Raw genomic sequence first — 21,483 nt, forward strand, 5'->3', positions numbered from 1 at the left:
ATGAATGTGATCTATTTAACATTTATCTGCTGTTATCTACCTTTTATCTCTTAAGGGTGGATTTAAGTGCATTTTCGATAGAAATTGATATGAAACATGAAAACAATCACGAAAAATAACGTTCATTTCATTCATATAACAATTTGATTTTACAGCCTTAAAATTTTTTCACTTATAAAGTCAAGATGAAATAATTTGTAAGGTGAATTGAATAAAAATTAATTGAGATGCTCGTTAAAACAAAAAGATTTGTGCATATGGAGGACTGTATGCAACAAGCATATTCTGACTTACAGCCTCGCTCTGCAGTTTCTGGTCTTGCGATAGGGCCGAGTGTTGCCCAACATCATCCGTTCAACTTCGAGCGTAGCTCTCCGTCTTGCACTCAGACAAAGCAGAGCTTAGTGCATCTTCGCTCAGGATTTACCTTGGTTGAATTGATTGTCATGATCGCTGTTTTAGCCATTATTGCTGTAATGGCGGCGCCGTCATTTGCAACGATGTATAGCCGCCAAAAATTAGAATCTTGTGCACGTGAACTGATCATGAAAGTTTCGGAAGCACGGAGTCAAGCCGTTTTACTCCGTCAAACTACAGGGCTCTGCCTGTCTTCTTTGTCTGAAGATGATTGTGCGACTGCAATTGCCATTCCGAAGACAGAGGCACAACGTATTTTTGTCGTCCGTTTAGACAATGGCGTAAGCAGTGCAAGTCTTTCATCAACCAATCTCAGCTTTAGAAAAAATGGCAGTCTTGCAGCGCAAAAGGACTTTATTTTACAGCACCAAAATCTTTCTTATTGTATTCGGGTAGGGGTGATTGGAGATACCACAATCAAAGAAGGAGCTTGCACGTGAATATTCAAAAACAAAAAGGTGTCGGGCTAGTAGAGGTTTTGGTAGCCCTTGTTCTTTTGGCAATTAGTGTGCTGGGCTTTGCTGCTTTGCAAATAAAAGCGATTGATTCCAGTTTCGAAGCCAATAAACAGGTGCTGGCACTTACCATTGCGCGTGATTTGGCAGAACGGATGCGAGCTAATCCACAAGCAACACGTGCAGGGAAATATAGAGTGCAAGCGGTGGAGACTCCTAAAGCAGAAGTCCCGACCATCGCGGATAAACCTGAAAAGGTTGCATTACAAGACTTACAGAAGGCTGCGCTTGAGGCCCAAAACAACGGGATGAATCTGGCGGTCGACCAATGTCCGGCAGGCAATAACCGGCAATGTATTTATGTGGCTTGGGATGGAACCAATTTAGCAGGTGACCAAGGTATCGCCGCATGTATCAAAGATGGTAGTTATGTTTCAGGATCGCACTGTTTGTTTTTGGAGGCATACTGAAATGGAAACAGGCCTCTTCTATTCAAAATCTGGTCAAGCTCAAGCTGGGTTTACCCTGATTGAGCTGATGATTTCCCTGACTTTAGGGTTGCTGATCGTTGCTGCCGCTATCCAGTTATTTATTACAGGAATCACCAGTTATAAGTTGCAAAAAGCCATGGCACATATTCAAGACAATGCCAGTCTCGGCTTGAACTTTATTGTGGACGATATTCGTAAAGCCAATCTCAGCTCGCCCGTCCCGGCAATTAATGATCAGACCAGCTATGCTGGAATTCTACTGAGTTCGAATAATGTCGGAGGGAAAATTGACCTGAATTGTACAGATTGTTTCTCGAATAACCAGATTGCCAGTTTTGGCAATGCCAATGTGGCTGGATTGACCAATGATCAGTTAATGATTCGTTATCAGGCACCACAAGGGGGGCTGGATTGTTCTGGTCAAAATGTAGCAAATGGGACTTTTGTGATCCAGCGTTACTTTGTTGGTTCTACTTCTACGGACTTGCGTCAATCTTTACGTTGTCAGGCTGCCCAATATACACAAGCGATGCTTGATGCAAAGACCACAACAGACCGACTCAAACTGGTTTGGGGGGAGAGTCAGGTCATTTTACCCAATGTCGATCTTTTTCAGATTCGGTTAGGGTATATGGATGGTGAGCTCAATAGTGCGAATAGCATGATCGCCTATACAGATGTTAAAAATTATATGGCTTTAACTGCAGCTAAAAAAAATATTGATGGCATTACACAGACCGTTCGTCCTTATGTACATGCCATTCAAATCGGTGTGTTAGTACGTTCGGATGATAAGACCGGAGACCAGTCGGTCATTAAGCAAAGAAATAAAGAACCATTCCAAGTCCTCGGTACCAAGGTCAATCTCACCCCTGCATCACAAGATACTTATTTAAGACAAGTGGTGGATCAAACGATCTCATTGAGAAATGCAATGGGTTGGGTTTCAGAGGGCTGTGATAGCAGTAAAAGCTCAAGCTGTACAAATGGGGGGGCTGGAACATGATAAACGCACAACGTGGTTCAACACTGATTATTGTCTTAATGATTGTGCTGATGATTACCATTGTTGGCACACTGGCAATTCGGCAAAGTATCAGTTCGCTTAAATTGGTCAGTAATCATCAGATACAGACGCTACTGGCACAAAATGCGGATACTGCACTGATGTATTTTCAGGATCCCAATACCCAGCAAAACTTAGCTTCTGCCAATGGTGTGGTTGGTTTCTTTAAAAATGAAAATAATAAAAATGCTGAACTGGTCTTCTGCTTTTCAGGAACGGATCCATTTGCCCTAACCAAAGCTGCATATCGCTTAAATAGTGCCAACTTTGAACCGATGGCAAGCAATGCCGGGATGTGTAAAGTTGATTCGAGTAACGCAGCCAATGACACAGCCTCTCAATCCAGTGGTCGTAAACAAGTGGTGACACAGGTTTATATTAAAAGAGAAATCAACCCTACAGCACCCTTTGCAGATTTATCTCGTGGAACGGAAGTATTTGGAGCAAAAACGGAAAACAATATTCGCTTAAGGGTCTATGTGGTGTCCGTGATGCAAGGCTTATTAACTTCGGATGCTTTATTTAAAGCAGATCGTGATATTAACAAAGGTTGTTTAACTAAAAGTATCGACAATAACGGTGCCAATGATGTTGCTACTTGCTTAAAACAAAATATAGAAAAACCGTTATATAACATACAAGTCGCAGAATATCGTTTCTTGTCTGACTTTGAACCTTCGAGTTCATAAGGGAGAAATGTCATGAATAATAATAAGATAAAAAAATTGACGCAGGGTAATCAACAAAAAACAAAATGAAGTGTTTGTGGTTGGGCTCTAGCGTCCTATCCAGCCTGCTTGTACTTTCTTCTGTTGCATCTGCGAGCGATATTGAAATTTATCAACCTGCGGCAGGGAATAAGAAACGCCTGATGCTGATGGTGGATCAATCTCGGAGTATGGGGGGCGCCGGTCTTTTAGATTTGGTTAAAGATTATCCATTATGTATTGATCAGGGGGTTACTGATGTATTGGGTAAAAATGGCTTGAATTTGGGAATCAAGATCGCGGGTCAAACCGATTTGATTAATGTCACCAAAGAAGCCTCTGATCTGATCAATAAAGCCATTTTAAAAGGCTTACTCGGCAATGGCCAAGGTCAGGGACTACTTGATTCGATTGCCGAAATTAAAACAGAACAGCCGAATGCGGCTTATCCATTTCCGCGTCAATCCTGTACGGTGGTTACTACAGATGCAACGGTACGTTTATTGGATAACTTGCTCAGTGGGTTGTTGGGGGTGAAAACAGGATTATCTGCCGAACAATATATCCGTGAAACCTGTGACCCATTAATTGATATTAGCCTGCTTAAGTCCATTACCAATTCTTCTACGGTAGGAATTTACCGTTGTTATGATAAAAATTCACGCGTTCGTATGGCATTGACCGATGTTTTAAAAGGGAAAAAAGGTAGCGGGGGGCTGCCGGATATCGATCAAATCCCAGATAGTACAATGGTCGGGCTATCCATTTCACCTTATAACCAAACGCTGAATGATCGTGCTGGTGCGATTGTTTTTGAACCTAAGTTGCTCAGTGATGTCTATCTTTATAACGGTAAAACTCAAACCCATCGTCAGCATATGATTGACTATATTGCCAGTGCCAATATGGACTCCAAAGGTGAGTTTAGCCTGCAAAGTTTACTCATGATCGTACCTAAGCTGGTGGGAGGATTACTCAATGATGTGGTTGCAACACTGGGCAAAATTTTAAGTAATCCGCTGGATGCCGTGAGTGAGTTATTGAATCTGGAAAATACCAATAATACCCTGAATGATGTGCTGACCATGTTAGGTCTGGGCGGCAATAACCCAATGGCCAGTACCTATGCGGAAACAGGTGCATACTTGTTAGGCAACACCACCAAGGGAACGGGTGCCAGACAATATGCCAAGCGGAACGCGTTATTGGGACTTGGTGGCATATCCCTGTTATGGACAGATTATGAATGTAAGGCATGGAAAGCAGATGGCATGACCTGCGATGACTGGAAATATGCCGGGCTATTTGGTGTAAACACTAATGGATATAAAAAAGTCGATGGCAACCTGTTAAATTTACTGGGTATTCTACAGGTCGGAAAACAGGAAATCTTTTATGAATACCGTGCCGATGTTGATGCAAAATATAGTGGTTTTACTGATAGCCAGAAAAATAACAGCACCATTAATCCGCTGATTAAAAGCAATGGCAGCTTCTATCAGGCACCATCGACAGCCCCACAATGCGATGCCAATGGTTTAATGGTGATTGCGGGTGGGGTGCCAACGATAGCACCGACATTGACGGACTCGTTATTGCAACCGCAAGGCAGCCAATCCGATGCGACCAAAGTTGCCATGGAGCGTTTAATGGCCCGCTCATTGGATAACAGTCAAACCCTCAATATTCAATATAAAGATGGGCGCTTGAATGATAATTGGGGATTTAGATGTAATTCTACCGATTTAAAAGCGACCACTTTGGGAAATAATAAAAACTCAAATGATAATACTGATTTTGCAACCTGGCAGTGTATCGGTGCCTATGCCCGAGATATTCGGGCATTAAAAGCCAATCCGATTAAAACCGCTGTCATTGGACTGGATCGGTCGTTTTTACAGCTTCCCAATTATATTGCAGGACAAGAAAGTAGTTCCGATACTAAAGGCTTGACTCAAATTTCAAGTACCAATGTGGCGCAAGATCAATTGCTAACCGGGATTGTGCCGAAGGCTGTTCGCGACTTATTGGGCGTAACAGGTTCACTGCTGGATGGCCTGTTGCCAAATAGCTTGATCGGGAGTGGCTTAACCACAGGAATTACCAGTCTATTGGATCGATTATTACCTCGTAATCCAGAGGACATCAAAAATATGGCACGTTGGGGGGTCATTGGTGGCGGTGGTTGGTATAACGCTGCCAACAGCCAGAATATTGCACAAAGTATTCGGGATTTTCACGATAATTTGGGGGTGACGGATGGTGATCCTATTGGTTTGCAAACACTACCTGAAGACCCGTTAACACCATATCGTATGAGCAACGAAGTGTATAAAAGTATGTTTGAACCAACAGAAAAAGCCAGTTGGTTTGGTAACTTTAAAAAATACTATGTCGAAACCGATAATTCGATTAATAAACTGAAAGATGCCTGGGATGTAACGTCAACAAGCTACGATGTGCAAGATTGGAATAAAGGTGGCGTACTAGCCAAGCTTAAAAATTTAAAAAATAAAACGGATAATTCTGATCCGAACAAACCGATCATTACAGAACGTCTGGTTCTGACGAATAGGGATTGCCAGCAAATTGCCAATACCTCTACTTATCAATTTACGGAGGTTGGCGCATTAAAAACCGTGAATAATAAATATCTGGATGTGAAATGTGGTTCAGGGACTTCTGCTGTTACAGATGCTAAAGGCTATTTGTTAATGAATTTGTTGGGTTATAACGTCGGAAATGCGGCTAGCACGGCAGATCTGACTGAAACGAATCGAACCAACTGGCAGGTAGGCATGAACTTGCATTCAATTCCAGTCAAACTTACCCAAGAAGCAACTTTTAATGCGGATAATAGTATCAAAGAGCGCAAAGATTATATGCTGTTTGGTACAACGCAAGGTTTATTGCATGTCGTTGATGCCAAAACGGGTGAAGAAAGTTTTGCTTTTGTACCCAATGAAATGTTGGAAAATACTCAACAGAGCAAGGCATTCTTGGATAAAGCGACAGGCGTTAAAGCAAATATGGCTTACGGGATTGATGGCGCATGGACAATCTATAGCGAATACGTCTATGGAATGAAGGCGCTGAGCAGCGGCAGTAGCAGTAGTGCAGTGGTTGCAACCGTTGGCGAAATTAAACAAGGTGATCAGGTCCTCGCCAAAGGAAAGCAAATTGCCTACGGTGGTTTGCGTATGGGGGGGCGTAGTTATTATGCCTTGGATCTGAGTGATCTGACTCGTCCAAAATTGAAGTTCCATATCGATCCAGATAATAATCGCATTATTAGTCTACAAGCAGATGGGAGCTATAAAACCACCACCAATACGGTTTTAGCTAGCATGGGGCAGAGTTGGTCTAAGCCAACCATTACGACGGTAATGTATAAAGGTGCTGCGAAACGCGTGATGCTAGTAGGGGGAGGCTATGATATGGAATATGAAAAAGTCACGCCAAGCATTAGCAATACCACCAGAGGCCGCATGATTTATATGTTTGATGCGGATAATGGAGATTTGCTCTGGTACGCCGGCGGAGATAGTGCAAGCACTTCATGTGATCAGGGAGATAGTAATCTCGGCTTAAGAATGAAAGACTTATATAGTGTGGTGAGTCGTATCAATGCTGTGGACCGTGATGGCGATGGCATCACAGATCATCTATATTTTGGCGATTTAGGGGGGCAGGTTTGGCGCATCGATTTAGGTAAGGATCTTGGCTTAAAAGGTGGAGGATGTGGTCGTTATAGCATGCTATTTAAAGACAGCAATAGCCGTTTTTATGAAGCCCCTAATTTTAGTGTCTATGGCTATGAACAACCATTGGCTGTGCTGAGCATTGCCTCAGGCAATCGTAGCCTGCCTTATAGCGATAAAAATTCAAGCAGTACGATCTATAATCTGTTTGATCAGGAGGTGGTCAGTCCTAATTTTGTCACCACAGGCAATGTCAATAGCAGTACACCAAAACTATTGGTGACAGATCTTAAAGCCATGCTGACTGCGGGCGATGTAAAAGGGAAAAATTTGGTCCAAGCCAAAGCGATGATGCCAAACGGCTGGTATGTGCTGGCAAATACAGTGGTTGGAAAAGAGCTGGATGCACAAGGCAATGAAATTAGCTTGACGAATCAGGTCGGCAGCAAAGTGTTGAACGAAATGGTGGTCATGAATAAGAGTCTTTACGCCAGTGTTTATAATCCAAATACCAGTGCTGGAAATGGATGTAAAATTCAGGCCAATGGGGCAACCACTGTTCAGCGGTTCTGTTTGCCATTTGGTGTCTGTGAGCAAGACGTTAAGGATGTGACCATGAGCTTTGGTGCTGGACATGGTATCGTTGATTCGATGGTCGGTGCGGGCATTGGTCTAGGTGATAAAAATGGTTTGACGCGTCAACTGCTCAATCCAAATGCAAAAGACAAAATTGGCAATAGCAAACTGTCGGTAAATACCATGCGTCGTCAATTAGTTCCACTGACATGGTATGAACGTAATGAATAACAATAAGTTGAGCCGGCAATTTACGCTCAGAATGAATGTTTGTTTTATTGTGCGTAGTTCAGGTTTCACCTTGATTGAGCTGATGATTACGATGGCGATCGTGGCAATTATTGCAGCGATCGCGATTCCCAGTTATGACGTCTATATTCGCCGTGCAGATTTAGCCACAGCACAGCAAGAAATGCTTAAAATTGCGGCGCTATTGGAAAAACATCGGGCTCGCAATTTTAGTTATGATGGTTTTGTGCTTAAAGGCACGGCCGCGAATCAGGGGGCGTATTACACTGTTCCAAATGCAACGAACACCAGCTTGCTTGTACCTTTGAGTGCGAGTCTAGGTGATCAGAAATTTACATTAACCTTAACAGCAAATGCTCAGGCATGGTCTTTAAATGCAATCAGTCAAAGTCCGAGAAATTATTCCTTACTGATGACCAGTACAGGATTCAAATGTAAGACGAAAACGGCAGCCAATATGACAACATCAAGTTGTGGCAATGCTGCTGAAGACTGGTAACTTATCAGATTTTATAGATTAAATTCATAACTGTGGATAACTCGAAAAATAATCTTTATTTCAAAGTCAATTTAACGTAGAATATCGCCCTCTATGAAAGGGGTTTGAAGTGTCGCCGATGGTCGGCGCAGGGATAATCCGTAAAAATTATAAGGTTGTTCTCATGGTTGTTATTCGTTTAGCGCGCGGTGGTGCAAAAAAACGTCCATTCTATCAAATCGTTGTGACTGATAGCCGTAACGCACGTGACGGTCGTTTCATCGAGCGTATTGGTTTCTTTAACCCAACTGCACAAGGTAAAGCTGAAAAAGTTCGTTTAGACGCTGACCGTTTTGCACACTGGGTTGCTCAAGGTGCTCAACCTTCAGAACGTGTTGCTTCTTTAGCTGCTCAAGCTAAGAAAGCTGCAACTGCTGCGTAATAGTAGTAGGTAGCCCATGACATCGACACAGAATGTGCCAGAAGATCGTATTCAGATTGGACAGTTACGTTCAGCTTATGGATTGAATGGGTGGCTCTGGGTTTACTCTAATACAGAACCTATGAGCAATATGTTTGACTACCTTCCTTGGTACATTGAGACCAAGGCAGGTTGGCAAACAATTGATGTGAAACGTTGGAAACCACATGGCAAAGGCTTGGTTGTTGCATTAAAAGGCGTGAATGATCGTACTGGTGCAGAGAACTTGGTTGGCGCAAATATCTGGATTGCCAAATCACAGCTTCCAAAAGCAGATGTAGACGAGTATTACTGGTCTGATCTTAAAGGCTTGACCGTGTTAGGTCTTGGAGAGGATGAGCAGGAAGTCAATCTTGGTCAAATCTACGAGCTGTTTGAAACAGGTGCCAATGATGTCATGGTCGTAAAAGCGACGCCTGACAGTATTGATGCTGAAGAGCGAATGATTCCTTGGCATAAAGATGTGGTACAGCGTGTTGATCTTGAAGCTGGTCGTATTTACGTCAATTGGGGCGTAGACTACTAATCCTTTCGGGGACAGTAGCGCAGCAGGAAAATAGAGGAGTCTGCGGTGTTTTTTGCAGTCATCACATTGTTTCCTGAAATGTTTGAAGCGATTACAGCGTACGGGATTAGCGGACGTGCAGCAAAGCGTGACATCGTGCAAGTGACTTGTATTAACCCACGAGATTTTGCTGAGGGCAATTACAAACGAGTGGATGAACGTCCTTTCGGTGGTGGCCCTGGTATGGTGATGATGGCTGAGCCTTTGGCACAAGCAATTAGCCATGCCAAACAACTTGCAATGCAAGTCGGTTGTGTTCATGCCCCAGTGGTGTATATGTCACCGCAAGGCAAGACCCTCAATGAGCAGGCAGTACAACAATTCGTTGATTATGATGGTTTGATTGTATTGTGTGGGCGTTATGAAGGGGTCGATGAGCGTTTAATCCAGCATTATGTTGATCAAGAATGGTCAATCGGGGATTACGTATTATCGGGTGGTGAACTTCCTGCCATGGTGTTGCTGGATAGTATTATTCGTCGATTGCCGAATGTCATGTCTGACGAGCAATCTGCGATACAAGATTCTTTTGTAGATGGTTTACTGGACTGTCCACAATATACCAAGCCAGATCATTTTGAAGGGCTGGATGTGCCTGAGGTACTTAAATCAGGACATCATGCCAATATTGAAAAATGGCGTTTTTTGCAGCGTTATCAACGAACTTTAGAGCGTCGGCCAGAACTGGTGGAAAAAGTAGAGTTGACCAAACAGCAAATTAAATGGTTAAAAAATTCTAAAGGTTAAACTGCTATCAGTTTTTCTTTTGTACCCAACGAGAAGCTTTGCTTCGAGTTCTACTTAAACCTGGTTTAAGTTAAAAATAGGCTCTTTAAGACCTTTGTCTTAAGGGGAAAGTTAAACGGGAGATATGCGCTTTAGCCTCTATTCCCAGCGGTGTCAGAGACCTCTTCTCTCCCGCACATATTGGAGATTCCACATGAGTGGTAAACATCCTTTAGTTCAAGCTGTTGAAAATGCACAGTTAAAATCAGACATCCCTGCTTTTGCACCGGGCGATACAGTTATCGTTCAAGTTAAAGTAAAAGAGGGTGACCGTGAGCGTCTTCAAGCATTTGAAGGTGTTGTAATCGCGAAGAAAAACCGTGGTTTAAACTCTGCTTTCACAGTTCGTAAAATCTCTAGCGGTGTTGGTGTTGAGCGTGTTTTCCAAACTCACTCTCCAATCGTTGCTAAGATCGAAGTGAAACGTCGTGGTGACGTTCGTCGTGCTAAACTTTACTACCTACGCGAGTTGTCTGGTAAAGCTGCACGTATTCGTGAAAAGTTACCAGCTCGTAAACAAGGTTAATTTTAACTTTGTTTTAAAGCGAAAAAATGCGCCTTTGGCGCATTTTTTTATGCCTGTTTGCGTCGACAAGCACTTTCTTTTTAATCATCTCAGACCTGATTTTGCTAAAATAGGTCTTTATACGTTGACTTTTCTTTTATGAAAAAAAGTTCTTATCGCCATTTGAGCGGTGTTTTCCTATTAAATAAACCTTTAGGTTTGAGCTCTAATTCTGCACTTCAAAAAGTCCGTCGTCTGTTTAATGCACAAAAAGCAGGGCATACGGGTGCCTTGGATCCGTTGGCAACAGGATTATTGCCAATCTGTTTGGGCGAAGCCACCAAGTTCTCACATTATTTACTGGATTCAAGCAAACGTTATCAAACTACGGTGAAATTGGGACAAACCACAGCAACCGGTGATGTTGAAGGTGAAATTCTGCAACAGAGAGAAGTGCCTGCATTGACGCAAGAACGGATTGAACAAATACTTGAGCAATTCCGTGGTGATATTCAGCAAGTACCGCCGATGTATTCAGCGTTAAAACGTGATGGTCGTCCACTCTATGAATTGGCGCGTAAAGGCATTGAGATTGAGCGCGAAGCACGTCCAGTCACCATCTATGATTTAAGCTTGGTTGATTTTACAGAAGATAGCTTAACGCTGGATGTGACGTGCTCAAAAGGGACCTATATTCGTGTCTTAGGTGAAGACATTGGCGAGGCTTTGGGCTGTGGTGGGCATCTAACACAATTGCATCGTACTCAAACAGGCCATTTTGAGATTAATCCAAGCTATACCATTGAATATTTAGAGGATCTTTCACTGGAAGAACGCGATGCGTTATTGCTGCCAGTCTATGCACCTGTTGAGCATTTTCCACGTGTGCAACTTCCAGAAGGGCGTGAAAAATATTTCGGCAATGGTCAGGAAAGCAATATTGAGCATGAAGCTGCGGCGGAAGTGCTGGTGTTTGACGGCGAACGTTGTCTAGGACTGGCTGAAATTACTGATAAAAAACGTTTGGTGCCAAAACGCTTGTTAAATTTATAAGAGTATCTTCAATGGAATGGGAACTGATTCTAACTTTAGTGTTCTTTGCGTTTTGTGCGGGAACCATTGATGCGGCCGTCGGTGGCGGCGGGTTGATTCAGATTCCTGCATTGATGGGAGCTTTACCACAAACTGCACCTGCGACCTTATTTGGTACCAATAAGTTAGCCTCCATTTGCGGCACAGGTTCGGCTGCATTTTCATTTGTACGTCGGGTCAAATTGCAATGGTCATTACTGGGTGTGATTGCACTATTTGCCTTTATCAGCTCTTTTATTGGGGCGGCCTGTGTATCATTGGTGCCGACGCATATTTTAAGACCGATTGTCTTGATCATGCTGATTGTGATTGCGATTTATACCTTTATGAAAAAGCAATTCGGGCAAGTGCACGTCGATCAAAAAATTACACCTAAGTTACTGCTTCTGGCTGCGATGGGTAGCCTAGCGATTGGTTTCTATGATGGTATTTTTGGCCCAGGAACAGGCAGTTTCTTTATTTTCTTTTTTATCCGCTTTTTACAGGTCGATTTTCTACATGCTTCGGCTCTGTCCAAGATTGGCAATTTCATGACCAATCTGGCAGCATTAAGCTTCTTTATTCCAACGGGTCATGTGCTGTTTGCACTGGGCTTGATGATGGCGGTTGCCAATATTGCGGGCTCATTATTGGGTGTCCGTTTGGCTTTAAAATACGGCAGTGGCTTTATCCGTATTTTATTCCTGATATTGGTCAGTATTTTAATCTGTCGATTGGGCTATCAGATCATTACCAGCTAGAAGTCTAGACATAGACTAAGCTTTTCCACCGCGTAAAGTAACACCAATTGATGCTACCATAATACAGGCCAATGCGACCCATTGAATCAAGCTAATGCGCTCATGTAACAGTACCAGACCAGCTAATGCCGCTAATGCAGGCGCAAGACTGGACAGCGTTCCATAACTCAATTTACTTAAGCGTTTCAGTGCCATTAAATCCAGGGCATAAGGAATTGCAGTTGCGAGTAGGGCAATCACCAGCGCTTTGCCCCAATATTGAGTGTCTAGCAGTACAGGCGCATTATTCCATAGTCCGAAAGGCAGGAGCGTCAGTGCGGATAAGCCAATGGCAATGGTCAGTGCATGCATGCCAATATTCTGTTGCACTACGCGATGCCCGTAATAGATATATAAGGCCCAAAAGAACCCTGCACCTAATGCGCATGCTGCACCGATATAGGAAAAATGCTGTGCTTGAGCATCGTGCCACGGCACCATTAAGGCAATGCCCAAAATCGCAAAGGCCACCCAAATATAGTCGCTGCGCTGTTTAATTGAGAGTAGAGCCAAACCCAGTGGGCCAATAAACTCTAAACCCACCGCAATGCCTTGAGGTAACTTGCCTAAAGAGGTGTAAAACAAGATGTTCATACAGCCCAGTGCAGCACTATAGCAAAGTAAATCTCGCCATTTTAGTTCCTTCAATTTGGAAATGATTTTCCATGAGCGGAACATGATTGCGACCAGAAGGGTAGCAAAACACAGTCTTAAAATCGTTACAGTGAGCGGATCCAGTGTCGCAATTAACTGCTTGGCAAAGGACGCACTGATTTGATAAGACAGCATGGATAAAACCATGTACAGTACTGCGACCAACTGAATATTTTTCATGTGTATAGCCACTCCATACATAGAATGACGATAAGGTGTTTAGCCATGAGAATGTATTCCTTGTGAATAAAAACAACACCAGGTCTTTTTGATGGCTTCAGTGATATCGAGTTGAAATTCAAAAGCAATTTGATTTTCTCGAATGACTTTAAAACCTAACCGTTTATGGAATTTTATAGATAAGGTATTACTTTTGAATGCGTGGCTGACGATCGTTGTAGCCTGTTTAGCTTCAATAAATTGAATAAATTGCGCAAGTAATGAAGCAAATACCTTCCGTGTTCGGTGCTTTGGGTGAACCACTAAAATTGGAATAAACCATCTCTGCTGTTGCATGTGTTCAACAGTGAAGTAACCCAGTAATTGCTGATGGTTTCGATATTCGAATAGATAGCCTTGAGTTGAGGCCTGCATTAAAGAGGCCAGATAAGCTGATCGGTTGATGGGTTTACCTGCTTGCTCAGACAAGGTGTTTAAGGTCATCAACGTGAGTTCTAAATATTCTTCCATATGCATTTAATGAATACTTTGATTATCCAGCCTCTTTTTGCTGTCGAGCTTGTTGCGTGGTAAAGGTACAACCAATCGAAGCAATGATAATCGTACCTAAGGCAAGCCACTGATTCCAAAGTAACATTTCTCCCAGAAAGATAAAGCCTGAGAGAGCAGCCACTGCGGGTTCCAGACTCATTAAGGTACCAAAACTCAGCGGAGTTAAACTCCGTAGCGCAATCATTTCTAGGGTAAAGGGTAAGGCACTGGCTAATATCGCAAGACCGATAAAATAATATAAATTAGGTAGTTCAAAGACCCGATCAATCGCCCCTGAAAAGAGTGCGAAAGGCAGCAAGCAGAGCATACCAATTGACATACCTAAGCAAACGGTATGATTGCCAGAGATACCCGAAGGTTTTTGCCCTGCAATAATATACAGCGCCCAACATGCACCTGCACTCACTGCAAACATTACACCGACCAAATCTAGACCTTGCTGTGCCTGTTGCAAAGGAAACAGCAGGATTAAGCCTAAAATGGCACAGCCGACCCAAATAAAGTCGTATTTCTGCCGAGCATGATACAGCGCGACACTTAAAGGGCCGATAAATTCAAAGGCAACGGCAAGGCCTAGTGGTAAGCGTTCAAGTGATAAATAGAACAGGGCATTCATCCCTGCAAGGGCAACCCCATAAGTCAGAATGGCTTTCCAGCGTACCACTTTGAAATTGATGGTCCAGATTTTAAAAATCACGGCCAGAATCAGCGCACCAAAAAACAGGCGCATGGCCGAGACTGTTAGGACGGGAAAGCTTTGGAACAGAATTTTGGCCAAAGAACCACTGCCTTGCACACACAACATGGCAATCATCAACAGCAATAAAGCATGGAGTGGTGTTTTTAGTACAGGGCTAGACATCTTATTTTTTTAACATTCAGTATAATATTCACATAATAAGTCAAACGCCTATAAAAAAGCCACAGCGAATGCTGTGGCTTTTTTAGCATTGTTCTAAATGTTGTTTAGAACAATACGCGAACGCGGATCGTGCCTTCAACGTGGTTCAAGGTATCCAGCGCTTCTTGAGAAGCAGATGCGTCAACATCCATTACCAAGTAACCGATATCACCTTTAGTCATTAACGACTGACCAGAGATATTGATGCCTTGTTCAGCGAACAAGGTGTTGATTTTCGATAATACACCTGGCACGTTTTTGTGGATGTGAAGTAAACGATGCTGACCATCAGAAAGTGGTAATGCGATTTCTGGGAAGTTCACCGCAGAAAGGGTCATCCCTTTGTCTGAATAAGCAACGAATTTTTCAGCCACTTCCAAACCGATGTTCGCTTGCGCTTCCATGGTCGAACCACCCACGTGCGGGGTTAAGATCACGTTGTCTAAACCACGAAGTGGAGACAAGAATTCTTCACCATTGGCTTTTGGTTCTTTCGGGAATACGTCAACTGCGGCACCTGCGATGTGACCAGATTTGATCGCATCAGCTAAATCTTCGATCACCACACAAGTACCACGTGCTGCGTTCAAGAAGATTGAGCCTTTTTTCATTTTCGCGAATTGTTCTTTCTTGAAGAAGTTGCGCGTAGATGGTACGTCTGGAACGTGTAGAGTCACCACATCCGCAGTTTCTAATAGTTCATCTAAAGAGCCCACTTGACGTGCATTACCCAATGGCAATTTAGTCACAGCATCAAAATAGATGACTTTCATACCCAAACTTTCTGCCAATACAGAAAGTTGTGAACCGATCGAGCCGTAACCGACGATACCTAAAGTCTTACCACGAGTTTCAAACGAACCCACCGCAGCTTTATTCCAACCGCCCGCATGAGTATCTTTCGATTTTTCAGGCACACGACGAAGTAACAAAATGGTTTCAGCAAGAACCAATTCTGCAACCGAACGTGTATTTGAATACGGTGCGTTGAAAACAGGGATACCACGAGACATTGCCGCTTTTAAATCGACTTGGTTGGTACCAATACAGAAACAGCCAACCGCGATCAATTTGTTCGCAGCTGCAAAGATTTCTTCAGTCAATTGAGTACGGGAACGAATACCGATGAAGTGCGCGTCTTTAACCGCTTCTTTCAAAGCGTCGCCTTCAAGCGCAGTTTTGTGGTAGTCGATGTTGGTATAACCCGCTGCATTTAAAGTATCGATGGCATTTTGATGCACACCTTCTAACAGAAGGAAACGGATTTTGTCTTTAGGTAGTGATAGATGTTGGCTCATTACGGCTCCGCTACAAAGGCCAAAATTTAGTTGCAGTACTATAGCATAGAGCTTTGAGATATAAATATTTGGTTTAAAATTCCCGCAGCAGAATTGCTGAGAATTTTTCAGTGAGTGCTGAATTTTACTGGTTAAACACATTTTGTTATTACAGTATCTTTATCCTAAGCTTTATCCCATGCCTGCTTCTATGTAAAATGCAGAGATCTGATAGTCAAATCTGAAAACATCAGGTTTGCGCTGTTCTGCCGAGTTTCTATATGTTGAATACAGCATTTTAAGATATTGAAAAATATTATGTTGTTATTCAAATGCTCTATCTTTACTTCTTGCTAGGCCTGTAAACGATGAATGCTTCAGTCGCTTTAACACCTGAGTTATTGACCCAATTAACGGCAATTGTGGGTGAAAACCGAATTAAAACCGATGCCGACAGTTTAGAAAATTGGGGACGAGATCATACTAAACATTTTGATCCGAACCCATCAGTCATCGTTTTCCCTTCAAGCACTGAACAAGTGCAGGCCATTGTTAAACTTGCCAATCAATTTCATGTCGCGATTACCCCATCGGGCGGTCGTACTGGTCTTTCAGCGGGTGCAGTAGCTGCTAATGGCGAGATCGTGATTAGCTTTGACAAGATGAACCAGATTCTTGAGTTCTTCCCCGCAGATCGTATGGTACGTGTGCAAGCAGGCGTGGTGACTGAGCAATTACAGAATTATGCCGAACAACAGGGCATGTACTATCCAGTCGATTTTGCTTCAGCAGGTTCTAGCCAGATTGGCGGCAATATTGGTACCAATGCGGGCGGGATTAAAGTGATCAAGTACGGTATGACCCGTAACTGGGTGCTTGGTTTAACCGTGGTGACGGGCAAAGGTGACGTACTGCGTTTAAACAAAGGCATGATCAAGAATGCGACTGGTTATTCGCTTCAGCACTTGTTTATTGGTGGTGAAGGCACATTGGGTCTCGTGACTGAAGCTGAAATCAAGCTTGAGCGTCAGCCGCAGAACCTACAGGTTCTAGTTCTAGGTGTGCCTGATTTTGATGCGGTGATGCCTGTACTGCATGCGTTCCAGAAAGATATCGACTTAACTGCATTTGAGTTCTTTGGTGAGCTTGCAATGCAAAAAGTACTCGATCGTGGTCATGTACAACGCCCATTCGAAACGCAATGCCCATTCTATGTATTGCTTGAGTTTGAAGCACCGTATGAGCCGATTGTCGACAAGGCAATGCAGATTTTTGAGCATTGTATGGAGCAAGGTTGGGTGCTTGATGGTGTCATGAGCCAGAGCCTTGATCAAGTGGAAAGCTTATGGCGTTTACGCGAAGATATTTCTGAATCAATTGCGCCGTTTATTCCATACAAAAACGATATTTCTGTATTAATTACCCATGTGCCTGCATTTATTCGTGAAATTGATGCGATTGTTCAAGATAACTATCCTGACTTTGAAATCTGCTGGTTTGGTCATATTGGTGACGGTAACTTGCACTTAAATATTCTCAAACCTGAAAATCTGACCAAAGATGAATTCTTTGCCAAGTGTCAGGTGGTGAATAAATATGTGTTTGAAACCGTGAAAAAATATGATGGTTCGATCTCTGCCGAGCATGGTGTGGGCATGACTAAAAAACCGTATTTAGGCTACTCTCGCTCGCCTGAAGAAATTGAATATATGAAAGCATTGAAGTTGGCGTTTGACCCGAATGGGATTATGAACCCAGGCAAATTATTTGATCTTTAATGCTTGATTAAATAGAATAATCTCTGTTAAAAGCATATCTTAGGATATGCTTTTTATTGAGTAATATAATGAGTAAAGTAAATTTAGATGCACTTATTCCAAGAGAAGATTTCGAAATAGAAGAAGTTACAAATTCTGGAACTAAGAAAAATACATTATCAATTGAAGATTTAAAGTCTGATTCATTCTTTTTTTAAATCTTAGGAAACCAGATTTTCAAAGAGAAACGAATGAATGGGATGAAAAGAAAATCTGTCAATTAATAAAGTCATTTTTAGATGGTGAACTAATACCAGCACTAATTCTATGGAGAAGTACTGGGGGATTTGTTTTTGTTATTGATGGGGCTCATCGACTTAGTTCCTTATCTGCCTGGATAAATAGTGACTATGGAAATGGGACAATGTCTAAATATTTCTTTGATAGCCAAATTCCAGAAGAACAAATAGAAATTCATGACAAAACTAAAAAGTTATTAGATTCAGAAATTGGTTCTTATGATGATTTCAAAATGGCTTTACAATTTCCAGATAAAGTTAAGCCCGAAATTCTACAAAGAGCTAAGAACCTAGCTTCTTTAGCAATACAAGTTCAATGGGTGGAAGGTAATGCTCTAAAAGCAGAGAATTCATTTTTTAAGATTAATCAACAAGCAGCGCCAATCGATAAAACAGAATTAAAACTAATCGAGAACAGAAGGAATGCAAATAGTATAGCAGCTAGAGCAATTATAAGAAGTGGAACAGGGCATAAGTATTGGTCTAAATTTGATCAAAACTATCAAGATCAAATTACTCAACTGGCAAAAGAAATAAATACTTTACTATTCTATCCAAAATTAGAGACCCCAATACGTACTCTTGATGTCCCTGTTGCTGGCAAGTTATCAACTAGCTCAACTTTACCTTTAATTTTAGATATTATTAATATTACTAATAAGATTAGCAAAGAGCTAAATGAAGATAAAACAGGTGAAGAGACAGTTAGCGTTCTCAAGAGAACACAGAAATTTATTCGAATATTGAATAGTGCACATGCAAGTTCACTAGGTTTACATCCAATTATATATTTTTATTCTAAAGATGGACGTCTAAAAGTCGCAATGCTTTATGCAATGACTTACTTTATAATGTTACTGAATGAAAAAAATAAAATGAAAGAATTTATTCAGGTTCGTAAATCAATCGAAGATATTATTATTAATTATGATTATATAATTCAGCAGATTAATAGGAAATATAGATCTGCAATTAATGGTGCTGAACATATAGCTAAATTTTTATATCAATGTCAAATTTTTTAAATAATAATTTGAGTGTTAGTGAATCACTAAAGAAAATTAAGGCTATGGATAATTATAATTACTTGACATTAAATGAAGTTGATAGTGTAAATACAACTACTTCTTCGGATTTTAATGAAAACAGAAAAAGTGCTGTTTTTATTCAAGAGAGTTTGAAAAATATAAATTTATGTAACATTTGTGGATGTCCGGTTCATAAAAACAGCATATCTATTGATCATATTCAGAAAAAATCTGATGGTGGTTTAGGTACAATCAAGAATGGGCAAGTTACTCACCCATTCTGTAACACTGGATTTAAAAACTAGTGAAGTAGGTCTTGACTGCTAAGGAGCATATTCATATAAAAGTATGCTCTTTATTGAAATTTCTTAGTTTTTTATCAGGTACGCTTTCCAACCTGTCAAAATATGATAAATCAGCGGTAAAAGGCAGAGTGCAAAGAAGCTACAGATTGCAACTGCCCAGACAGGTAGACTCTGTGGATCTCCCAAAAAGAAATAAGCAAAAACCGAATAAGACAGCATCCCAAACATCGCCATTGTGCCGAGTGGAAGGCTAATTCTAAAAATTAAGACCTTAGCAAAGGCTTTGTAAGGCGTCATATTTCGATTCAAAGCATAGGCAATAATCATGACCAAGATATAGCCCATAATAAACAGCATAAATAGGGTAGCGGCAAACAGTAGACCCGTGCGCCAACTCTTTTCCTGAGCAGAATGATCACCTGCCTCATAAACCACTTGAATATGATCTCCGATCACGGGCACATCGCCTGAACGAACTGAGTTATCCAAGATCAATGTTCTGTTTTGATCATCTTTGAATTGTACTTGTGCGGTATGCATGAAAGTTTTGGTCTTATATTTATGCCCGTTGGAATCTGTACGTTCGGTATCGACCCATTCTGAGGTATAGCTCACGATGGTTGCATCGTAGCTCGGTTTGGTTGCCAAGCCATATACCGCTTGCGACACCCAATAAGTAAAAGGGAAAAATAGGGAGCTGATGCTAAACACCACAACAAATAAATAAGCAAATTCAAACTTATTGCTGTCACGATTCTTAGCTAAACGTTTCAGCCAAAACTTTGTCAGCACAAAAGACCAGATACATAAGATCGCAACCACCACCAAGAAAACCTGTCCCGCATAAGTCAGTTGCATGCATGATCCTATTTGTTATATTGAATAGAGCTTGATTTTATCAGTTGGTGATCTTTTTAAAATCAAATTAATGAGTACAGTCAAAAAGAGTATTGTCTCTCACAAGTATAAATTTTTAAATAATGAAGCCATTGCAATGAATATCCATTACGAAATTGAAAAACTGTTTCAACAACGCCAAGATATCCCATTATTTTATATCGAAAGTGGCAGCCGTTTATGGGGCATGGCTAGTCCAGATAGTGACTATGATGTGCGTGGTTTTCATCTATCAAGTAAAGACCAATATTTTGATTATAAAAAATATCGTGATCTGATTGAGATTATGGACGGGGACTTTGACTTTGTTTCTTATGACTTGGATAAAATGTTTGGGTTATTGGCAAAAAGTAACCCCACCGTTTTGGAGTGGGTCAGAGCACATATTGTGTATTTTAATGCCTTTCCTGAATGGCAGAATTTTCGTGATGGATTGCTGGAGCGAATCGACTATAGCGCCTTGTATCACCACTATTTATCGTTGGCAAAAGGTGGCATGAAAGTGATGCAAAGCGCAGATAACTTTACCTATAAAAAAGTGTTTTATTCGATTCGTGGATTGATGTCGGCTGAATTGGCAACTCAAGAACAGATGCCTGAATTACTGATTACCGATCTGTTTGCACAAGTCGATGCAAATGATCCATTACGGCATTGGGCGGAAGATTATCTGGAAATTAAAAAGCAGCAGAAAGAGAAGGCGCAATTGCCTGAAGCAGAACAAGCCGCGATTCTTAATTTATTGGAAAGCAAGATTGAGCAGTTGGCCACCAAGTCGATGCAGAAGGCAGATCGGCGTGCCAGTTTGGAAGCCTATTTAACCGATTATAGCCGTCATTTAAAACAGCATTACTATCAGTAAAACAATGCGCTTACTTAACACCTGAGTCGACTTAAATATTCAATGGACTCATTCCTGAAAATTATATTTCTTGTCGAACTCAGGTTAATCATTTTATCTGTTAAATCCCGCTTTCTAAAATACGAATTTTTACATCGGCAACATGGTCTTTGGTTGCTTCAAAATGCTGCTGCATATGGGCTGTTTGCATATGCGCTGCTAAATGAGCGGTACTCTGCCATTTCTCTAACATGATAATCGTATTCTCATCAGTGGTCTGCATCTCAATCGCAGGAAGATGATCAATCAATGGCTCATAGCCATGACAGCCGTCTTCTGCAAGCACCGTTGGAATAATCTTTTCAAAGGCATCTAAAACGGCTTGGCGATGTTCAGCACCTGCATGGGTATGAATTTCAGCAATAATGGTTAGCATGGTATTTT

The 21,483-nt window shown here is 41.6% G+C and carries 22 protein-coding genes and 1 pseudogene; 17 read left to right on the forward strand and 6 right to left on the reverse strand.

Annotation, left to right across the window (positions count from 1 at the left end; translation table 11 throughout):
* Nucleotides 1–269: 269 nt before the first annotated feature.
* From NQU59_RS05140 to NQU59_RS05195, 12 genes and pseudogenes are all read left to right on the forward strand, one after another.
* Nucleotides 270–857: a GspH/FimT family pseudopilin gene (locus NQU59_RS05140; RefSeq protein WP_257065260.1), complete on the forward strand. Its 588-nt coding sequence runs from the start codon at nucleotides 270–272 to the stop codon at nucleotides 855–857.
* The gene (gene pilV, locus NQU59_RS05145) at nucleotides 854–1,342 is read left to right on the forward strand and encodes a type IV pilus modification protein PilV (protein ID WP_005238423.1); all 489 of its coding nucleotides are present in this window, start codon (nucleotides 854–856) and stop codon (nucleotides 1,340–1,342) included. Before NQU59_RS05140 ends, pilV begins: the two co-directional genes overlap by 4 nt.
* 1 nt (nucleotide 1,343) lies before the next feature.
* Nucleotides 1,344–2,369, forward strand: coding sequence for a PilW family protein (locus tag NQU59_RS05150; RefSeq protein WP_151837770.1), 1,026 nt, complete (start codon nucleotides 1,344–1,346; stop codon nucleotides 2,367–2,369).
* Nucleotides 2,366–3,118: a pilus assembly PilX family protein gene (locus tag NQU59_RS05155; RefSeq protein ID WP_042876170.1), complete on the forward strand. Its 753-nt coding sequence runs from the start codon at nucleotides 2,366–2,368 to the stop codon at nucleotides 3,116–3,118. The genes NQU59_RS05150 and NQU59_RS05155 overlap by 4 nt, the downstream gene beginning before the upstream one ends.
* A gap of 12 nt (nucleotides 3,119–3,130) precedes the next feature.
* Nucleotides 3,131–7,644, forward strand: a pseudogene (locus tag NQU59_RS05160) (pilus assembly protein PilY).
* Nucleotides 7,637–8,161 (forward strand): type IV pilin protein, encoded by a 525-nt coding sequence (locus tag NQU59_RS05165; RefSeq protein ID WP_010589700.1) that lies wholly within the window; start codon nucleotides 7,637–7,639, stop codon nucleotides 8,159–8,161. Before NQU59_RS05160 ends, NQU59_RS05165 begins: the two are co-directional and overlap by 8 nt.
* 163 nt (nucleotides 8,162–8,324) lie before the next feature.
* Nucleotides 8,325–8,582 (forward strand): 30S ribosomal protein S16, encoded by a 258-nt coding sequence (rpsP, locus tag NQU59_RS05170; protein ID WP_004776006.1) that lies wholly within the window; start codon nucleotides 8,325–8,327, stop codon nucleotides 8,580–8,582.
* Between the two features lie 16 nt (nucleotides 8,583–8,598).
* Nucleotides 8,599–9,147: a ribosome maturation factor RimM gene (rimM, locus tag NQU59_RS05175; protein ID WP_005238430.1), complete on the forward strand. Its 549-nt coding sequence runs from the start codon at nucleotides 8,599–8,601 to the stop codon at nucleotides 9,145–9,147.
* A 45-nt stretch (nucleotides 9,148–9,192) separates the two neighbouring features.
* On the forward strand, nucleotides 9,193–9,933 hold the full coding sequence (gene trmD / locus NQU59_RS05180; protein ID WP_005238432.1) for a tRNA (guanosine(37)-N1)-methyltransferase TrmD: 741 nt from the start codon (nucleotides 9,193–9,195) through the stop codon (nucleotides 9,931–9,933).
* Nucleotides 9,934–10,126: 193 nt separating this feature from the next.
* On the forward strand, nucleotides 10,127–10,498 hold the full coding sequence (rplS, locus tag NQU59_RS05185) for a 50S ribosomal protein L19 (RefSeq protein ID WP_004657502.1): 372 nt from the start codon (nucleotides 10,127–10,129) through the stop codon (nucleotides 10,496–10,498).
* Nucleotides 10,499–10,636: 138 nt separating this feature from the next.
* Nucleotides 10,637–11,530: a tRNA pseudouridine(55) synthase TruB gene (gene truB / locus NQU59_RS05190; protein WP_257065261.1), complete on the forward strand. Its 894-nt coding sequence runs from the start codon at nucleotides 10,637–10,639 to the stop codon at nucleotides 11,528–11,530.
* 11 nt (nucleotides 11,531–11,541) lie between these two features.
* Nucleotides 11,542–12,309, forward strand: coding sequence for a sulfite exporter TauE/SafE family protein (locus NQU59_RS05195; protein ID WP_257065262.1), 768 nt, complete (start codon nucleotides 11,542–11,544; stop codon nucleotides 12,307–12,309).
* 15 nt (nucleotides 12,310–12,324) lie between these two features.
* Here the strand turns inward: NQU59_RS05195 and NQU59_RS05200 are convergent, their stop codons facing one another.
* From NQU59_RS05200 to serA, 4 genes are all read right to left on the reverse strand, one after another.
* Complete coding sequence (locus tag NQU59_RS05200) at nucleotides 12,325–13,182, reverse strand: EamA family transporter (RefSeq protein WP_257065263.1); 858 nt, start codon at nucleotides 13,180–13,182, stop codon at nucleotides 12,325–12,327.
* Between the two features lie 39 nt (nucleotides 13,183–13,221).
* On the reverse strand, nucleotides 13,222–13,698 hold the full coding sequence (locus tag NQU59_RS05205) for a GNAT family N-acetyltransferase (RefSeq protein WP_151837768.1): 477 nt from the start codon (nucleotides 13,696–13,698) through the stop codon (nucleotides 13,222–13,224).
* Between the two features lie 16 nt (nucleotides 13,699–13,714).
* The gene (locus NQU59_RS05210; RefSeq protein WP_005238443.1) at nucleotides 13,715–14,596 is read right to left on the reverse strand and encodes an EamA family transporter; all 882 of its coding nucleotides are present in this window, start codon (nucleotides 14,594–14,596) and stop codon (nucleotides 13,715–13,717) included.
* Nucleotides 14,597–14,700: 104 nt separating this feature from the next.
* A complete protein-coding gene (gene serA, locus NQU59_RS05215; RefSeq protein ID WP_005185444.1) occupies nucleotides 14,701–15,933 on the reverse strand; it encodes a phosphoglycerate dehydrogenase in 1,233 nt (410 codons plus the stop codon).
* A 347-nt stretch (nucleotides 15,934–16,280) separates the two neighbouring features.
* Between serA and NQU59_RS05220 the strand changes: the two genes are divergently transcribed.
* The 4 genes from NQU59_RS05220 to NQU59_RS05235 all read left to right on the forward strand — a co-directional run bounded on the left by NQU59_RS05220 (nucleotide 16,281) and on the right by NQU59_RS05235 (nucleotide 19,301).
* Nucleotides 16,281–17,690, forward strand: coding sequence for an FAD-binding oxidoreductase (locus NQU59_RS05220; RefSeq protein ID WP_005238444.1), 1,410 nt, complete (start codon nucleotides 16,281–16,283; stop codon nucleotides 17,688–17,690).
* Between the two features lie 68 nt (nucleotides 17,691–17,758).
* Nucleotides 17,759–17,887 carry a hypothetical protein gene (locus NQU59_RS05225; RefSeq protein WP_257065264.1) on the forward strand — a complete coding sequence of 43 codons (129 nt, stop codon included), beginning with the start codon at nucleotides 17,759–17,761 and terminating at the stop codon, nucleotides 17,885–17,887.
* Nucleotides 17,875–18,993 (forward strand): DUF262 domain-containing protein, encoded by a 1,119-nt coding sequence (locus tag NQU59_RS05230; protein ID WP_257066176.1) that lies wholly within the window; start codon nucleotides 17,875–17,877, stop codon nucleotides 18,991–18,993. The genes NQU59_RS05225 and NQU59_RS05230 overlap by 13 nt, the downstream gene beginning before the upstream one ends.
* Nucleotides 18,994–19,037: 44 nt before the next feature.
* Nucleotides 19,038–19,301, forward strand: coding sequence for an HNH endonuclease (locus tag NQU59_RS05235; protein WP_257065265.1), 264 nt, complete (start codon nucleotides 19,038–19,040; stop codon nucleotides 19,299–19,301).
* Nucleotides 19,302–19,364: 63 nt separating this feature from the next.
* Here NQU59_RS05235 and NQU59_RS05240 read toward each other — a convergent pair whose 3' ends face one another.
* Nucleotides 19,365–20,159, reverse strand: coding sequence for a xanthine permease (locus NQU59_RS05240; RefSeq protein ID WP_257065266.1), 795 nt, complete (start codon nucleotides 20,157–20,159; stop codon nucleotides 19,365–19,367).
* A gap of 136 nt (nucleotides 20,160–20,295) precedes the next feature.
* On the opposite strand from NQU59_RS05240, the gene NQU59_RS05245 reads away from it, so the two are divergent.
* A complete protein-coding gene (locus tag NQU59_RS05245; protein ID WP_257065267.1) occupies nucleotides 20,296–21,060 on the forward strand; it encodes a nucleotidyltransferase domain-containing protein in 765 nt (254 codons plus the stop codon).
* 100 nt (nucleotides 21,061–21,160) lie between these two features.
* On the opposite strand, the gene NQU59_RS05250 is transcribed toward NQU59_RS05245, so the two are convergent.
* The gene (locus NQU59_RS05250; RefSeq protein WP_257065268.1) at nucleotides 21,161–21,475 is read right to left on the reverse strand and encodes a putative quinol monooxygenase; all 315 of its coding nucleotides are present in this window, start codon (nucleotides 21,473–21,475) and stop codon (nucleotides 21,161–21,163) included.
* Nucleotides 21,476–21,483: the final 8 nt, after the last annotated feature.

The sequence above is a fragment of the Acinetobacter colistiniresistens genome (assembly GCF_024582815.1).
Lineage (GTDB): Bacteria > Pseudomonadota > Gammaproteobacteria > Pseudomonadales > Moraxellaceae > Acinetobacter.

Bases quoted from the DNA above. Each gene is read 5' to 3' on its own strand.
- NQU59_RS05140 (WP_257065260.1), top strand. From the start codon at position 270: ATGCAACAAGCATATTCTGACTTACAGCCTCGCTCTGCAGTTTCTGGT.
- NQU59_RS05150 (WP_151837770.1), top strand. From the start codon at position 1,344: ATGGAAACAGGCCTCTTCTATTCAAAATCTGGTCAAGCTCAAGCTGGG.
- NQU59_RS05155 (WP_042876170.1), top strand. From the start codon at position 2,366: ATGATAAACGCACAACGTGGTTCAACACTGATTATTGTCTTAATGATT.
- NQU59_RS05165 (WP_010589700.1), top strand. From the start codon at position 7,637: ATGAATAACAATAAGTTGAGCCGGCAATTTACGCTCAGAATGAATGTT.
- rpsP (WP_004776006.1), top strand. From the start codon at position 8,325: ATGGTTGTTATTCGTTTAGCGCGCGGTGGTGCAAAAAAACGTCCATTC.
- rimM (WP_005238430.1), top strand. From the start codon at position 8,599: ATGACATCGACACAGAATGTGCCAGAAGATCGTATTCAGATTGGACAG.
- rplS (WP_004657502.1), top strand. From the start codon at position 10,127: ATGAGTGGTAAACATCCTTTAGTTCAAGCTGTTGAAAATGCACAGTTA.
- truB (WP_257065261.1), top strand. From the start codon at position 10,637: ATGAAAAAAAGTTCTTATCGCCATTTGAGCGGTGTTTTCCTATTAAAT.
- NQU59_RS05195 (WP_257065262.1), top strand. From the start codon at position 11,542: ATGGAATGGGAACTGATTCTAACTTTAGTGTTCTTTGCGTTTTGTGCG.
- NQU59_RS05200 (WP_257065263.1), bottom strand. From the start codon at position 13,182: ATGAAAAATATTCAGTTGGTCGCAGTACTGTACATGGTTTTATCCATG.
- NQU59_RS05205 (WP_151837768.1), bottom strand. From the start codon at position 13,698: ATGCATATGGAAGAATATTTAGAACTCACGTTGATGACCTTAAACACC.
- NQU59_RS05210 (WP_005238443.1), bottom strand. From the start codon at position 14,596: ATGTCTAGCCCTGTACTAAAAACACCACTCCATGCTTTATTGCTGTTG.
- serA (WP_005185444.1), bottom strand. From the start codon at position 15,933: ATGAGCCAACATCTATCACTACCTAAAGACAAAATCCGTTTCCTTCTG.
- NQU59_RS05220 (WP_005238444.1), top strand. From the start codon at position 16,281: ATGAATGCTTCAGTCGCTTTAACACCTGAGTTATTGACCCAATTAACG.
- NQU59_RS05225 (WP_257065264.1), top strand. From the start codon at position 17,759: ATGAGTAAAGTAAATTTAGATGCACTTATTCCAAGAGAAGATTTCGAA.
- NQU59_RS05235 (WP_257065265.1), top strand. From the start codon at position 19,038: ATGGATAATTATAATTACTTGACATTAAATGAAGTTGATAGTGTAAAT.
- NQU59_RS05240 (WP_257065266.1), bottom strand. From the start codon at position 20,159: ATGCAACTGACTTATGCGGGACAGGTTTTCTTGGTGGTGGTTGCGATC.
- NQU59_RS05245 (WP_257065267.1), top strand. From the start codon at position 20,296: ATGAATATCCATTACGAAATTGAAAAACTGTTTCAACAACGCCAAGAT.
- NQU59_RS05250 (WP_257065268.1), bottom strand. From the start codon at position 21,475: ATGCTAACCATTATTGCTGAAATTCATACCCATGCAGGTGCTGAACAT.